We start from the raw sequence: 15349 nt of genomic DNA on the forward strand, positions 1-15349 counted from the left end.
TTACACTCCCCACAATACGAATAGGCCAACAGCTACATAGCCGAACGCGATGATATTTAAAATATATTGTAGTCCTGCGCGCAGACCTGCCGCTTTAACATAGTCTGTTAGCACCTGCCATAGGCCGATGCGCACGTGGATCATCACTGCTACTAGTGCTGCCAATGTGAAAACTTTCATAGCTAGGCCAGAGAATAACCCTCGCCATTCGACAAATGTTAGGTTATCGGTGGTAATGAAAAACCACGCCATGAAAACCGAGTACGCGAAAATAATTGCTGCGGTAGCGCGAAGTGAAACGTAATCTTGTACGCCGTCACGCTTAATGCTTGCTTGGTTGGTTACCATAATGCAACTCCCAATACTACGGTCAGTACAACCCATAGTGCGATTACTGCTTTCGCACTTGTGTTACCCGACTCTAATTCTTCCCAGTGACCTAAATCCATTACAACGTGTCTTAGGCCGCCTAGAGTGTGATACGTCAGCGCTGAAGCTGTGCCAATTGCGACAAATTTTCCAAGGAAACCGTCCATAATTGCTTGAACGTTCGCGAAACCTTCAGGCGAATGAACAGAAACTGCCCAAGCCCAAATAACAAAAAGTAGCGCGAAGAACATTGCAACACCGGTTACACGGTGGAGAATTGACGAAATAGCAGAGGGCGGAAATTTAATAGTATTGAGTTCTAAATTTACTGGTCTTTGCTTTTTCACAATGTATGCCTGTTTAATCCGTAGGGGATAATGAATTTCTTACCTTTATTATGTCCTGAGTAAGTGAATTCGTTTTTTAACCTGTTAATTGCCTCATCCACTGAGTTGTTAACAATTTGTGAATTATTCTTTAATGCCTGTAACAGAATAAATATTCTGTTTCCAAAGCACCGCTGAGTATATCCAGCGTAGTATATAATTACAATTTTTTGTGCCGTAGTAAGACTTTAGTCGCTATACGCACTTTTATGATAATTATTTTGCTTAAAAAGAGATCAAAATTGAGCGCAACACGTTATAACGAGTGCAATTACAGTAGTCCTAAGTCTATCAGTAGCTAAATGGAATAACTATGCATATCAATAAGAAATTAAGCACTTTTAATCTGAACGCGTAATTATTCCTCACGAAAAGGTTACTTTTTAATCTAACCTGTTAATATATTTATTAATCGGTGGTTTACCTTTGATGAAAAGCCATTGATAATTGCACTGTATCGGGAAAAGTGATTTACCAAAGAGTTAATTGAACGTTACGTAATTGCTAGTATTTTTTTAAGCAATTCAGAATATTTATTGTTCAAATATGCAATTAAATTGACTTGGTGGTGCATAATAAAGTACAAATACGCCCACTTTTCCCACCGAAGCGGATATTTTCGTCCGTTTTCGCTGCAAACAGAACCATTCTGAGGAGAGCATTTTATGGCAGATCAGAAAGCCATTCTTAAAGCCGGCGGTAAGGAAATCGAGCTTCCTATCTTGTCTGGCACCGAAGGACAAGATGTAATCGACGTCCGTACGTTAGGCCAACACGGTTATTTCACGTACGACCCAGGTTTTATGGCGACAGGATCTTGCGAGTCTTCAATTACCTACATTGATGGCGCTCAAGGTGTTTTACTACACCGCGGTTTCCCTATCGAAGAATTAGCGCGTGACGCAGACTATCTAGAAGTTTGTCACATGCTTCTTCACGGTGATGCACCAACAAAAGAACAGTACGAAGAGTTTAAAGAGACAATTACTCGTCACACCATGGTACACGAACAAATTAACATGTTCTTCCACGGTTTCCGCAACGATGCGCACCCTATGGCAATGTTATGCGGTACCGTTGGCGCTATGTCTTCGTTCTACCACAGCGATTTAGATGTTTCTAATGAAGAGCAGCGCATTCGCAGCGCGCACCGTCTAATCGCTAAGATGCCAACACTTGTTGCTATGTGCTACAAGTATAACATTGGTCAACCATTCGTTTATCCGCGTAACGACCTAAGCTACGCAGCTAACTTCCTGAACATGATGTTCTCTGTTCCAGCAGAAGAATATCAAATCAGCCCAGCTGTTGAGCGCGCGATGGACCGTATCTTCACGCTTCATGCTGACCATGAGCAGAATGCGTCAACGTCAACTGTTCGTCTTGCAGGTTCTTCTGGTGCAAATCCATATGCGTGTATCTCTGCAGGTGTTGCATCACTTTGGGGCCCAGCTCACGGTGGCGCTAACGAAGCATGTCTGAACATGCTTGAGGAAATCGGTACTGTAGATCGCATTCCAGAGTTTATTGCACGTGCAAAAGACAAGAGCGATCCGTTCCGTCTTATGGGCTTTGGCCACCGCGTTTACAAAAACCACGACCCTCGTGCAACAGTAATGCGTGAAAGTTGTCACGAAGTATTAAGCGAACTGAACGTTAAAGATCCACTACTAGAAGTAGCAATGGAACTTGAAAAGATTGCGTTGAGCGACCCGTACTTCGCAGAGAAGAAACTGTTCCCGAATGTAGATTTCTACTCTGGTATCGTTCTTAAGGCAATTGGTATTCCTACCAACATGTTTACGTGTATCTTTGCCCTGTCTCGTACAGTTGGATGGATTTCACACTGGCATGAAATGATGAGCGACCCTAAACAGAAAATTGGCCGTCCTCGTCAGCTTTACACTGGCCACAACCAGCGTAAGTACACGCCAATTAAGTAATAGTTTAGGTTTCACTGAACTAAGTATTACGCTTAATAGTAAAAATAGCGCCTTTTTGGCGCTATTTTTGTTTATACAACCACCGACAAGGAACACCCATGCCCTATTCTGCGGTTTTTCTAGGTATCGCCGGTCTTATTCCTTTTGTTGCTATGCCACTGGCTTATCAGCTTAACTTCTTATCACTAACCCAAAGTGCTGTTTACTTTGTACAATACTCCGCTGTGCTGTTATCTTTCTTTGGAGGTATTCATTGGTGGGATTCAGTAAGTAACCAGCGTTATGATAAGCAAATGCTCATCGCTATGTTGCCAACTATTGTTGGGTGGCTGTGCTTAGTATTCTCACACGATGTGAAGGTGTTTGGTGTTTTATCGCTAAGTTACGTCGCGGTACTTATTTACGACAAGTTTATCCTTAGTCTTCCTAAAGAGCAGATTGTAAGTTACATAAGCCTGCGGATGGGGTTAACGAGTGTCGTTGTTGTCTGTCACGCATGGATGATTTACTTGCTTGTCTAGCGTTACTACTACCAGTCGAGATTTTCAGTCATGATTATTAAATAAGTACGACAAAGCAATATAGGCTAAGCCCTGCGATGCTTTAACGAAGGTCTAACTTAAGCAAGTAAAAGGTTACGCGTACCCAGATTAAGCAACTGCTATTTAAAGATCTAAGAGTTTTAAATCAAGCAAATAAAAAAGGCGATAATATCGATATATTATCGCCTTCGTTTGCGTTATTAACGAAAACTACCCTAGTTATTCAGCGCGAATAAGCGAAAGTAGCTCTTCTGTTTTTTGTTCCATTAACGCAATGTCGCCTTTACTTTCAACATTCAGGCGAATAACTGGCTCAGTATTCGATTTACGTAAATTAAAGCGCCAAGTACCAAACTCCAGACCTAAACCATCGGTAGTATCGATTACGCTGGCTAGTGGCTGATATTTACTAGTAACGCGTTCTAGCGCTGTGTCAGCATCTTTCAGTTTACTGTTAATTTCACCAGAAGATGGGAACGCTTCAATTCGCGCTTTTACCATACTCGCTAACGTTTGTTTTTTCACGCACACCAATTCAGCAATCAATAGCCAAGGGATCATGCCCGAATCACAGTAGGCAAAATCTCTAAAATAGTGATGCGCGCTCATTTCGCCACCGTAAACAGCATCTTCTTTACGCATACGCTCCTTAATAAACGCATGGCCTGTTTTAGATTTAATAGGTGTGCCGCCTGCATTCGCCACAATATCTTCTGTATTCCAGTACACTCGCGGGTCATAAATGATTTTGCTGTCGGTGTTTTTTTCGATAAAGGCTTCCGCAAGCAAGCCAACTATGTAATACCCTTCAATAAATTCACCGTCTGCATCAAATAAGAAGCAGCGATCAAAGTCACCATCCCATGCAATACCGAAGTCAGCACCCGACGCTTTAACAGCGTCTGCCGTATCAGCACGGTTTTCAGGTAACAATGGGTTGGGTATGCCGTTTGGAAATGTACCATCTGCGTTGTGGTGCACTTTTATGAACTCAATCGGTACACCTTGAAGCTTCATTTCTTTTTCGATGGCATCAAGTGCTGGTCCTGCTGCTCCATTACCGGCATTAACCACCACTTTTAGTGGTGTGAAATTACTTAGATTGACATAAGAAAGCATGTGAGAAACATAGTCAGTCATACACGACTTAACAGTGTATTTATCACTTTGTGAAAGCTTCGCTTCATCTACATGTGCAGTGCCGTTAAAAAACGCGTCAGCGTCAATTTTCACTTCATTGGTATAGTGTGCCAAACGTTCTGACACGTAGGTGTCTTCTAACGCTTCTGCCTTTTCTTTAATTGCGTTAAGGCCTGTGTCTCCGCTAATAGGCACTGAGCCTGCTTTTACCAGTTTCATACCGTTGTAGTTGATAGGGTTGTGGCTGGCAGTAACTTCAATACCACCATCAACGCCAAGGTGTTTGGTAGCAAAGTAAATTTCTTCGGTTCCTGCCATGCCAATGTCAGTCACAGTAGCACCAGCATCGATAAGACCTGCGCTTAACGCGAGTTTCAGCGGAGTGGAAGTAAGTCGCACATCGCTACCAACAACAACAGTCTTTGCTGCGAGCTCTTGTGCAAAAGCATAGCCAATTCGGTACGCTACCTCTTCAGTTAACTGTGAATTTAATTCGCCACGGATATCGTACGCTTTAAAGCAGGTAATTGGGGTTGCCATTTAGATAGAAATTCCCTGTGTTTTAACTATTTATGATTACATTACCACCTCTTACGACTATAGGGGTATAGCGCCCTTTATATTTATCGCAAAAGAGAAGAAAACGTGTATTTAAATATACTAGTATTAAATCATTAGGGAGAGTGAAATACTATTTCAATTTGAATAAGACAGCGTTTGGCTATCGCCATTTTAATCAATGAACCTAAAGCGAAAGTTCAAAATGGGTACTGTTATACAGAACACCTTGATGCAGATACTTGTGATAAAAACATAAAGTAGGATTAAAGCCACTTTTTATAAGTACTTTTTCAGAAGCAGGATTGTTATCCATGACTTCAGCACAAAGCGTTGTGATGCCCAGGCTTCTGGCCTCGTCTATCAAAAATAAAACAGAGCGAGATGCTATGCCCTTACCGCTTTCTTTTTGGGCAACTCTATAGCCAATTTCCGCCCTGTTGCCTTGTCTATTTTTGATATTAGCACGGGCTATTATCTGGTTGTTTCGCGGCTTATCAACAAGCACATAGCCCCATGCTCTTTCCTGTTGTTGTAAGTAGCGCAATTCACTAACGTGATTACCAACACCATTTATTGAATAGAACGCCGCCTCTCTCGGTGCTATAGACTTTTCAAAATAGCTTTTATTATTACGCTCAAATTCTAAAAGTGATAGCACGTGTTTTTCGGCGACGCTTTCAAAATGCATTGGTAGTGTTGCTCCTTAACGAACTTAACCTTTAGCTTTCAAACTTGTCGCGATCATGAGGCGACATTAAATCTTGCTCTGGCCCTACAGGAATAATTTGCGTTGGGTTAATCATTGTATGGCTGTAATAATAGTGTCGTTTGATGTGGTCGAAGTTTACCGTCTCAGCAACACCCGGTACCTGATAAAGCTCTTTCATGTAGCCGTAAATGTTTGGATAGTCTGCAATTTGCTTTTTATTACACTTAAAATGCCCGTGATAGACAACGTCAAAGCGAATAAGCGTAGTAAATAAACGCCAGTCAGCTTCTGTAATTTGGTTGCCAACCAAATAGCGTTGTTTACTCAACCTTTCTTCAACCCTATCCAGCGAGTCAAACAAGGCGCTGACTGCCTCCTGATAAGCTTCCTGCGTAGTAGCAAAACCAGCTTTATATACACCGTTATTAATGTCGTGATATACCATGTTATTGATGGTATCGATTTCTTCACGTAACGCTTCCGGGTAATAATCGTCGTTATTATTAGTCAATGAGTTAAACCCACTATTAAAAATACGAATAATCTCCGCTGATTCGTTATTCACGATGGTTTCAGTTTGCTTGTCCCAAAGAATTGGAACGGTAACACGAGTGGTTATCTCAGGCTTAGCCTTAGTGTATATTTGGTGTGCGTAATCAAAACCATAGAGCTTATCACCCGTCGACCCCGGATAGTTTTTGAATTCCCATCCTTCATTGAGCATTTCTGGATGTACCACAGAAACATCAATGTGCGATTCCAGTCCCTTAAGCTTCCTAAATATAAGCGCTCTGTGCGCCCATGGGCAGGCTAACGAAACGTAAAGGTGATAACGGTCTGACTCAGCTGGGAAGGTTGCTTCTTCGTTTTTGCTAATTGTGTCACGAAACTTAGATGCTTGACGTTCGAATTTGCCACCGTTCTTGCTGGTGTCATACCATTTATCTTGCCACTTTCCATCAACGAGTAAGCCCATATGCCTCTCCCTTTTCAATATATCACTAAACAGTGGATTCATTTAAACATGTAATGGGTTGAACGTATGTTGCTTAAAATTGGATTTATTATTCGAAAAAACTGGAGTGTATTGATCTTTAGTGTTCACTTTTGAGATGATGCGCGCCCTGCTAGCGTGTTTGCACGTTTTAACGTTAGCACACGCCTTTATTAGTTTATTTTTTAAGTGAAGTGAAGCATGTCTGATGACCCTCGTTTAGGTGGTATCGTGCGCTTGTATGGCGCGCAGCAAACCAATAATTTAGCCAATAGTCATGTAGCCGTAGTCGGCATTGGTGGTGTAGGAAGTTGGACTGCCGAAGCACTGGCTCGTTCGGGCGTAGGCACTATTACGCTTATTGATTTGGATGATGTTTGCGTAACAAACACGAACCGACAAATACATGCGCTATCAAATACCATCGGAGAAGCAAAAGTCGATGCTATTGCAGCTCGCATTAATTTGATAAACCCAGCTTGCAGCGTGATATGCGTCGAGGATTTCGTTACGCCTGAAAATACAGCCACATTGCTAAATAAAGACATGCACGCTGTGGTTGATGCGACTGACAGTATTCGCGCTAAAGCTGCAATGATTGCGCACTGTAAACGCAATAAAATTCCCATTGTTACCGTTGGCGGCGCAGGCGGACAGATAGATCCAACGCAAGTGACTAAGGGGGACTTAGCTAAAACAACTCAAGATCCCCTTGCTGCAAAGCTGCGCAGCGAACTTCGACGTAACTATAATTTTAGTAAAAATCCTAAACGACGCTTCGGGGTCGAATGTATTTATTCTACTGAGCAATTGCGCTATCCACAGCCAGACGGTTCGGTTTGCTACAATAAGTCTGCGATGGAAGGCGGTACACGACTTGACTGTGCAGGCGGCTTTGGTGCTGTAGTGACGGTAACTGCCACATTTGGCATGTTCGCCGCTGCAAGTGTAATTAATAGATTAACTGGACAAAAATAGACTTTAGCCGATAACTTACGCACAATAGTTAAAAACATATAACACCTTGGTCTCAGGGCTTTTTAAGCGTTAACTTGGTGTATTAAAAGCATTGGTGAGAAGGAGAACAAAATGTCACCTGATGAACTCAATAAATTAATGGCAGATTGCGCGAAGGACGCTGTGGTTACTGCAGCTGATGAGTTCGAAATTGTACTCGACCATTCACCTGCTAGTGTAAAATTGGTAGATGATATTTTACTTAGCTTTGTAGATAAATATCACGATTTAGCCTTAGAAGATGAAGCGGTCTTCACCATATGTAATATTTTTGGCGCTTATGTCGGCGAAATTTTAAAAGCGCAGCTAGATGGCGAGTGGATTTACGATCAGTCCAACCCAAAAGCGCCAGCAGTTTTTCTTCAGGTTGGTGAAAACACCTATGCCCTAGCAGGAATTTGCTATGAACGTCTGGTAAACGATAGTCAAATAAGCGTTAATTCTTATTATGAACAAGCGTTAGCCAATCACTTGGGCAGCCACTAGTTATTTATTGGCCTCGTCCTTAATTAAACTTCAGTGCGATTAAGTTGCACGGTTGCTGGCTTTCTCGGTTGACGCTTCTGTCGGTTAACGCATCTCTCGGTGTTGGTTCTGAAGGCCCATACTTTCAGGGATTGGGCGTCTCCCAATCCTCTACCATCCACTTTAGGTGGCGACTCTTTGAAATAGCATATAAAGCTATGCTGTAAAAAACGATTTTCACGCCCGTAATAGTTTCAAACCCCCAATGATGATGCATAGCGTAGTATAGCTGAACGCTTAAGAGTGCTAGCACACCCAACTGAGACAGTGGTATAACCCATTTTCGCCATGCTAAATACTCTTTTTTCCACAAACGTTCTCGCTGGCTAACTAAAGACAATGCAATTAACACGGGTAAACTGGCTGCTAGCCCTAAACCCAAGCTTTCTTTTTGTGGGTAAAAGAATGCGAGTAATTCACTGGTTTGGGTGCGAGAGGCTAGCGAAAATATAAACGCTAACCAATCAATGCAAAGAAGAATAAGCATGCTATAGAGCCAACGGGGCGGCAGAATTCTCCCTGATTCATCGTAAAAAGCTAGCGGTAATTTGAGCATATTTTCACTTCTATGTTTTCAACTTTGCATCTTCAAAACACCATAAGTTCTGATGATAATTGCTTCTGATGATATTTATCTCTAAGAAGTGACTAAAGTGGGGGTAGACAACGCTTTTTTAAACCTTCTTATTGTTGCTTAAGCCGTATATTCTTTCGCTTTTAAATTTCATACTCTCAAAAAACGTTTTTCTACGCACTATTTTAAGTATGCGCTAACAACTTATATCGTCAACGCTAAACATATATACTGCGTCTACGCGGGTTTTCCTGTATAATCCGCGGCCATTTTAAGCTCAGTCATTTTCCAGGTGATATTTTAGATGACAGTAGAAACGTTTAATCCAAACAAAGTAGTAAATAAAACCACCACGCTAGAAACGCCAGTGAAGGTATTAAGTGATAACAAACCTTCGCAACAAAGCAATGGCAGCAGAATTGGTTTTGTTAGCTTAGGTTGCCCTAAGAACTTAGTTGATTCTGAGCGTATTCTTACTCAACTTCGCACCGAAGGTTATGACGTCGTCCCTACCTATAACGATGCAGATCTCGTTATCGTTAACACTTGTGGCTTCATTGATGCTGCAGTTGAAGAGTCGCTAGATACCATTGGTGAAGCACTTAAAGAAAACGGTAAAGTTATCGTGACTGGCTGTCTAGGTGTTAAAGAGGACGAAATTAGAGAGCTTCACCCGAACGTGTTAGCGATTACTGGCCCTCACGCCTACGAAACGGTAGTTGAACAAGTACATGATCATCTTCCTAAGCCACAGCACAATCCATTTGAAGATCTCATTCCTGACCATGGTGTGAAATTAACGCCGCGTCACTATGCTTATCTGAAGATTTCAGAAGGCTGCAATCATCGCTGTACGTTCTGCATTATTCCTTCTATGCGAGGCGACTTAGTCAGCCGCCCAGTAGGTAACGTGCTTGATGAGGCCAAGCGTTTAAAAGAAGCCGGCGTGAAAGAGCTTTTGGTTATATCACAAGATACCAGCGCCTATGGTGTTGATGTTAAGCACAGAACAGGTTTCTGGAACGGTATGCCGGTTAAAGCACACATGCAGCAACTGTGTGAAAAGCTTGGCGAAATGGGTATCTGGGTCCGTTTACACTATGTATACCCCTACCCGCACGTCGATGACCTTATTCCGCTTATGAACGAAGGTAAAATTCTTCCGTACTTGGATATCCCCTTTCAACACGCCAATAAACGCATCCTTAAATTGATGAAGCGTCCAGGCAGTGCCGAGCGTGTTCTTGAACGCGTTAAGAAGTGGCGTGAGCAGTGCCCGTCGCTGGTCATTCGTTCAACATTCATCGTCGGCTTTCCGGGCGAAACAGAAGAAGAGTTTGAAGAATTATTGGATTTCCTTCGCGAGGCGCAGCTTGATCGCGTTGGCGCATTTGCATATTCACCAGTTGAAGGGGCAAGAGCAAACGATCTGCCTGACCCAGTACCAGAAGATATAAAGCAAGCCCGCCTTGCACGCTTTATGGAAGTACAGGGTGAAATCAGCCAAGCTCGTTTACAAGCGAGAATTGGCAACGAATATCAAGTAGTCATCGACAGTGTTGATGCAGAAGGTGCTGTAGGTCGTACTTACGCAGATGCACCAGAAGTTGACGGCCTGGTTCACTTAAACGGTGTTTATGATGTAAAACCAGGCGATCGTGTATGGGCAGAAGTAATTCATGCTAACGAGCACGACGTGTGGGCTGTACTGTCTGATGATCAAGACGAAGAAGATACTGATTCAGTAGACTAATACTCTCCCCAAAAAGGGTTTAGTATGGGGCTAAGAAAGCGACCTTATTATCCTTTTCAGTTACTTGTTAAAAATAGAAAACCTATCGGATTATCGCCGATAGGTTTTTTTTTGCCTGAAACGTCGAAGAGAAAGGTATTGCTTACCAAGGCAATACTTCACCATTTGAATGAATAAAACGTCCCGCGTTATTCACATCTAGTTCATCAATACGCTGTGACAAACGTTCGGCGCAAGTATCGGCATCAATATCCCCTGCGCCATTTACCATCTCAGTTTGCACGAACCCAGGATGGAATATACCTACAGCTATTCCTTTAGGCTTTAAGTCATTGGCCATAGAGACACCCGCAGCGTTCAACGCGGCTTTAGACATTCGATAGCCGTAATAACCGCCTGAACCGTTATCAGCCATAGAACCCATGCGACTGGTAATCAACGCAATTTTGCTGTCCTGCGCCATTGCAGGCAGCAGTGTTTGTGTAACTAGAAGTGGACCCATCGCATTAACGCGAAACTGGTAGTCGATAGTGTTTGGGTCCCAGTCATTGAGACTTTCACGGCCAAGTACACCCGCATTATTGATAAGTAAATCGATGTTGATGTCCATTAAAGGGGCAAGTTTCTCAGCTAATGTCTCGGGCTGAGATACATCCACACCTTTGATAATGGTCACACCTGCACTGTTTAGCTCATCACAGCTATTACGACATGTGGCATAAACCTTGGCGCCGCGTGCTTTATACTGCTTGGTTAGCGCAAGGCCTATGCCTCTATTGCCACCGGTAATTACTACGTTCATAACGGTTCCCTTGTTACAATGTGTATGCTTTAAAAAGGTCTCATTAACCTTTCACAAGAACTGGCTGATTCGTTAGGACTTATCGCTCAATATAAATAAGTGCTAAGCCCTATTTCGGCACTCGTTTCTCGCTAATTTATAGTCTTCAAAAGGCGTTCTAGATCTTCTGGTGTATCAATTCCAACCGGAGGCGGCGCTATCGCAACTTCACAGTGAATTTTATCGCCATACCATATAGCACGTAGCTGTTCTAATGACTCAATTTGTTCCAGTGAACTAGGTGCATAAGCCACATATTGCTTAACGTATTGAGCGCGGTAGGCATAAATACCTATGTGGCGTTTGTACAGCGACGTGTTTGCAGATTGTGGGGACGCCATCATGCGATCCCGTTCAAAAGGAATGGGAGAACGAGAGAAATAGATTGATTCTCCCTTTTCGTTCACCAATACCTTTACGATATTTGGATTAAACACGTCTTCAACACTTTCGATTGGCGTAGACAGTGTAGCCATTTGACACTGTGGTGCATTCGCAAGATTGTCGGCAACCTGTCTGATATTTTCTGCAGGTATAAAGGGTTCATCACCCTGTACGTTAACCACAATAGTAGCGCTTTCAATCCCTTCTTTTTCGACGACCTCGGCAATACGCTCTGTTCCCGACTGATGATTAACAGACGTCATACAAACTTTGGCGAAACCGGCCACCACGTTTTTAATACGCTCATCATCGGTTGCCACTATGATGGTATCGGCGCCAGCCTCCTTAGCGCGCTCAACGACATGTTGAATCATCGGCTTACCGCCAATTAACGCTAAAGGTTTGCCAGGAAACCGGCTTGATCCATATCGAGCGGGTATCACAACTGTAAATGACATAACTTTTATTCGCCCCTACTTACCACTTAGTTTAACTTTTTATTAGCGCGTTGCGTCTACTTCGTCTATCGACAATGCCGTTGCTTTGCTTTCGATAAGTACAGGAATGCCATCTTTTATATCAAAAGCCAGCCTGTCGAATCGGCACACCAACTGGGTGTTGTCTTCACTAAGTACTAATTTTCCCTTACACACTGGGCAAGCCAAAACCTCTAAAAGCTTCTTATCAAAGGCCATTGTTATTATTCCTGTCCGTTTTGGTGAATCTTTAAACCTGCTTTGGCAAGTTTTACGTTTACTAAATTAAAAAAGTCTGGCGCCAAATGGGCGGTAACGGGTAAAAACCAGCAATCGTTGTGCGCGAAGGATGCCGCTTTTACCGCATCTTTTTCCGTCATTAACACTCTGCCATTGGGTATATCTAAAGGCGTTATTGCATGATGATCGGCCAATGGAGTAGCAGAAGAAAGCTGAATACCCATTTCGTTAAGCTGAGAAAAAAAACGCTGCGGAGAACCGATTCCAGCAATTGCGCTGCACGGCACCTTTTTAATCTCTTCAACCGTTGTGGTTTTCACTCTGTTAGCAACACAGGTAAAATCCCCTGCGACCAAAGTCATCAAATATTGAGGCGCTACGGCATTATTGAATGTTGGCATTGTACGACTGTTATGAATCAACGCGTCCACTGTGTTTAAACGCCATTGCCCTTCTCGCAGTGGCCCCATTGGCAGCAAAAAACCGCTCCCTACCTTTCTGTCATCCATGACCACAACTTCAACATCGCGATGGAGCGCGTAATGCTGAAGGCCATCATCACAGATAATTAAATTACATTTCAGCTCGTCACTTAAGTAAGAGGCCCCGCGCGCGCGTACTGGGTCAATAACTACATCACATTGGCTTCTTATAGCTAATAAGCGGGGCTCGTCACCAACTTCAGAAGCATCATCCTCACCGTTAACTAATCGTGGATAAAACGGCGACTTAGCGCCATACCCGCGACTCAAAATACCAACCTTTACACCTTGTTTTTGATAGTAATCGGCTAAAGCCAATACAACCGGTGTTTTACCGTTTCCACCTACCGAAATATTGCCAACTACGATGACAGGAGCACTCGCCTTGTAGGCTTTTTTAAGGCCTACCTTGAACAATAAACGTCGAAGGGCTGAGACAAAGTAAAACAACAGCGCAAGCGGTGAGAGAAGCCACACTAAAGGATGGCCAAAATACCACTTGTCGTGCTTCGTTTTACTCTGCAATTGAATCACTTAGCCTCACCAAATTGCAGTGCGTGTAGTTGTGCATAATGACCGCCTTTTTCAAGTAACTCATTGTGTTTACCTTTTTCGAGAATGCGGCCCTGCTCAACTACCATAATACAATCAGCATTTTCGATGGTTGATAGGCGGTGCGCCACAACAATACTGGTACAGCGTTTTTGCAGCGTTTCCAGAGCATCTTGAATTAAGCGCTCAGACTCTGTATCTAGGGCCGAAGTCGCTTCGTCTAGAATAAGTATGGGAGCTTCGGCAAGGATCGCCCGGGCAATAGCAATACGCTGGCGCTGACCGCCCGAAAGCATGAGTCCATTTTCACCAATAACCGTATCTAAACCATCCGGTAGGTTTGATAAGAACTCTTCAACATGGGCCATCTTAGCCGCATTCTCAATCTCTTTTCTAGATACATTCTCACGGGCACCGTAAGCAATATTGTTTGCAATAGAATCGTTAAATAGCGTCACATTTTGTGAAACAACGGCAAACTGGGCTCGCAGATTTTTTAGGTCAATGTCGTTAAGCGGCATGTCGTCTAGGCGTATTTCACCTTCTTGCGGCACATAAAAACGCGTAAGTAACGAAGATATTGTCGATTTGCCACTTCCCGAACGCCCTACTAAAGCAATAGATTGGCCGGGGTTTGCGGTAAAACTCACGTTAGACAATGCGGGTGTCTGTTTGCCCGGGTAAGAAAAGGTTACATCGTCGAATTCTATCTTACCGGTTGCGCGTTCAACCTTTCTTTTACCTTTATCTTCTTCATCAGCTTCATCAAGAATCTCAAAAATACTGGCACAGGCTGCCATGCCTTTTTGGAACTGATTGTTGATGGTAGTGAGCTGTTTTAGAGGCTTCAGGAGCATTACCATACAAAAAACTACGTTGATGAATACACCAGCGGTAAGCTTTTCTAGCATGCCCGGCGTACTGGCAATAAACAGAACAACAGCAAGCGCTATTGACGCAATAACCTGAATCGACGATACGCTTAAAATAGAAGTCACATGCAGCTTCATTGACTGCTGGCGATTGTGATTATTTTTTTGTTTAAAGCGTTTTTCCTCTATCTCTTGACCGCCAAACATGATCACAACCTTGTGACCTTTCACCGCCTGCTCTACTGATGAAGTGAGGTTGCCCATTGATTTTTGAATGCTTTTGCTAACGATGCGAAAACGCTTGCTGACGATAGAAACAATTACCGCCACGATTGGGCCAATCAAAAGGAAAATTAGTGAAAGCTGCCATGAGTAATAGAACATGACACACAGCAAACCGATAACCAAAGCGCCTTCTCTGACAAGCGTTAACAAAGCCTTACCGGAAGCGTTAGCTACTTGTTCTGTATCATAAGTGACCTTACTGATAAGCCCGCCAACCGCGTGATTGTCGTGAAATGACACAGGTAGATGGATGTATTTATCAAACAGCTGTTGGCGCATGCGCATAACAACCTGGGCACCGATCCAGTTTAATGTGTAGCTGCCTAAAAAATTGAAAATGCCGCGCAAGAGAAACAATGGAACTATGGCGTAGGCAGCCAACCGCAGATAATCTTTATCGTTATTACCTAGCGATTCATCAATCATTGGCTGTAGCTGAGAAAATACAAAAGTATCTACCGCTGAATAACCAATCATACCGATAATGGCAAACACAAAAGGAACTTTATACGCTTTCAGATACTGTAAAAAGCGCTTAATTTGATAATCCGAGTTGTCGGCTTGTTGCATGTAGTTTTTTTAACCTGTTTAAAACGTTAACGAAAACGCGTTAAGAGTATTGTACTCGTTCTCACTCTAATTCACTAATATAGAGGCAAAATTGGTTAGTCTGCCAACTAACTGAACAATGTGTGGTCACTTTA

Annotated in this window: 16 protein-coding genes; 5 read left to right on the plus strand and 11 right to left on the minus strand. The window is 43.0% G+C overall.

Features of this window, described 5'->3' with window-relative positions; genetic code table 11:
* Together sdhD and sdhC are read right to left on the minus strand one after the other, a co-directional pair.
* On the minus strand, positions 1 to 348 hold the full coding sequence (sdhD, locus tag D1814_RS17845) for a succinate dehydrogenase, hydrophobic membrane anchor protein (RefSeq protein ID WP_118494943.1): 348 nt from the start codon (positions 346 to 348) through the stop codon (positions 1 to 3).
* Positions 342 to 716, minus strand: a complete 375-nt coding sequence (sdhC, locus tag D1814_RS17850) for a succinate dehydrogenase, cytochrome b556 subunit (protein ID WP_118494945.1) — start codon at positions 714 to 716, stop codon at positions 342 to 344. Before sdhC ends, sdhD begins: the two co-directional genes overlap by 7 nt.
* Positions 717 to 1420: 704 nt before the next feature.
* Between sdhC and D1814_RS17855 the strand changes: the two genes are divergently transcribed.
* Positions 1421 to 2698 (plus strand): citrate synthase, encoded by a 1278-nt coding sequence (locus D1814_RS17855; RefSeq protein ID WP_118494947.1) that lies wholly within the window; start codon positions 1421 to 1423, stop codon positions 2696 to 2698.
* A gap of 98 nt (positions 2699 to 2796) precedes the next feature.
* Positions 2797 to 3219, plus strand: coding sequence for a DUF3429 domain-containing protein (locus D1814_RS17860; protein WP_118494949.1), 423 nt, complete (start codon positions 2797 to 2799; stop codon positions 3217 to 3219).
* A 240-nt stretch (positions 3220 to 3459) separates the two neighbouring features.
* On the opposite strand, the gene D1814_RS17870 is transcribed toward D1814_RS17860, so the two are convergent.
* From D1814_RS17870 to D1814_RS17880, 3 genes are all read right to left on the minus strand, one after another.
* Positions 3460 to 4920: a phosphomannomutase CpsG gene (locus D1814_RS17870; protein WP_118494952.1), complete on the minus strand. Its 1461-nt coding sequence runs from the start codon at positions 4918 to 4920 to the stop codon at positions 3460 to 3462.
* Between the two features lie 205 nt (positions 4921 to 5125).
* Positions 5126 to 5629, minus strand: coding sequence for a GNAT family N-acetyltransferase (locus D1814_RS17875; protein ID WP_118494954.1), 504 nt, complete (start codon positions 5627 to 5629; stop codon positions 5126 to 5128).
* Between the two features lie 31 nt (positions 5630 to 5660).
* Entirely contained in the window at positions 5661 to 6626 is a 966-nt protein-coding gene (locus tag D1814_RS17880; RefSeq protein WP_118494956.1) for a glutathione S-transferase family protein, read from the minus strand.
* A 219-nt stretch (positions 6627 to 6845) separates the two neighbouring features.
* On the opposite strand from D1814_RS17880, the gene tcdA reads away from it, so the two are divergent.
* Together tcdA and D1814_RS17890 are read left to right on the plus strand one after the other, a co-directional pair.
* Positions 6846 to 7622 (plus strand): tRNA cyclic N6-threonylcarbamoyladenosine(37) synthase TcdA, encoded by a 777-nt coding sequence (tcdA, locus tag D1814_RS17885; protein WP_118494958.1) that lies wholly within the window; start codon positions 6846 to 6848, stop codon positions 7620 to 7622.
* A 111-nt stretch (positions 7623 to 7733) separates the two neighbouring features.
* Positions 7734 to 8147 (plus strand): hypothetical protein, encoded by a 414-nt coding sequence (locus D1814_RS17890; RefSeq protein ID WP_118494960.1) that lies wholly within the window; start codon positions 7734 to 7736, stop codon positions 8145 to 8147.
* A 124-nt stretch (positions 8148 to 8271) separates the two neighbouring features.
* Here the strand turns inward: D1814_RS17890 and D1814_RS17895 are convergent, their stop codons facing one another.
* Entirely contained in the window at positions 8272 to 8742 is a 471-nt protein-coding gene (locus tag D1814_RS17895; RefSeq protein WP_118494962.1) for a DUF2919 family protein, read from the minus strand.
* A gap of 322 nt (positions 8743 to 9064) precedes the next feature.
* Here D1814_RS17895 and rimO point away from each other — a divergent pair, with 322 nt between their 5' ends.
* Complete coding sequence (rimO, locus tag D1814_RS17900; protein WP_118494965.1) at positions 9065 to 10513, plus strand: 30S ribosomal protein S12 methylthiotransferase RimO; 1449 nt, start codon at positions 9065 to 9067, stop codon at positions 10511 to 10513.
* Positions 10514 to 10655: 142 nt separating this feature from the next.
* On the opposite strand, the gene D1814_RS17905 is transcribed toward rimO, so the two are convergent.
* The 5 genes from D1814_RS17905 to msbA form a co-directional block, all read right to left on the minus strand.
* Positions 10656 to 11315, minus strand: a complete 660-nt coding sequence (locus D1814_RS17905) for an SDR family oxidoreductase (protein ID WP_118494967.1) — start codon at positions 11313 to 11315, stop codon at positions 10656 to 10658.
* 131 nt (positions 11316 to 11446) lie between these two features.
* Positions 11447 to 12196, minus strand: a complete 750-nt coding sequence (kdsB, locus tag D1814_RS17910; protein ID WP_118494969.1) for a 3-deoxy-manno-octulosonate cytidylyltransferase — start codon at positions 12194 to 12196, stop codon at positions 11447 to 11449.
* A gap of 42 nt (positions 12197 to 12238) precedes the next feature.
* On the minus strand, positions 12239 to 12433 hold the full coding sequence (locus D1814_RS17915; RefSeq protein WP_118494971.1) for a Trm112 family protein: 195 nt from the start codon (positions 12431 to 12433) through the stop codon (positions 12239 to 12241).
* Between the two features lie 5 nt (positions 12434 to 12438).
* Positions 12439 to 13470 (minus strand): tetraacyldisaccharide 4'-kinase, encoded by a 1032-nt coding sequence (gene lpxK / locus D1814_RS17920; RefSeq protein ID WP_118494973.1) that lies wholly within the window; start codon positions 13468 to 13470, stop codon positions 12439 to 12441.
* The gene (gene msbA, locus D1814_RS17925; protein ID WP_118494975.1) at positions 13467 to 15215 is read right to left on the minus strand and encodes a lipid A export permease/ATP-binding protein MsbA; all 1749 of its coding nucleotides are present in this window, start codon (positions 15213 to 15215) and stop codon (positions 13467 to 13469) included. Before msbA ends, lpxK begins: the two co-directional genes overlap by 4 nt.
* Between the last annotated feature and the right edge of the window lie 134 nt (positions 15216 to 15349).

It is taken from the genome of Alteromonas sp. BL110, from assembly GCF_003443615.1.
Lineage (GTDB): Bacteria > Pseudomonadota > Gammaproteobacteria > Enterobacterales > Alteromonadaceae > Alteromonas.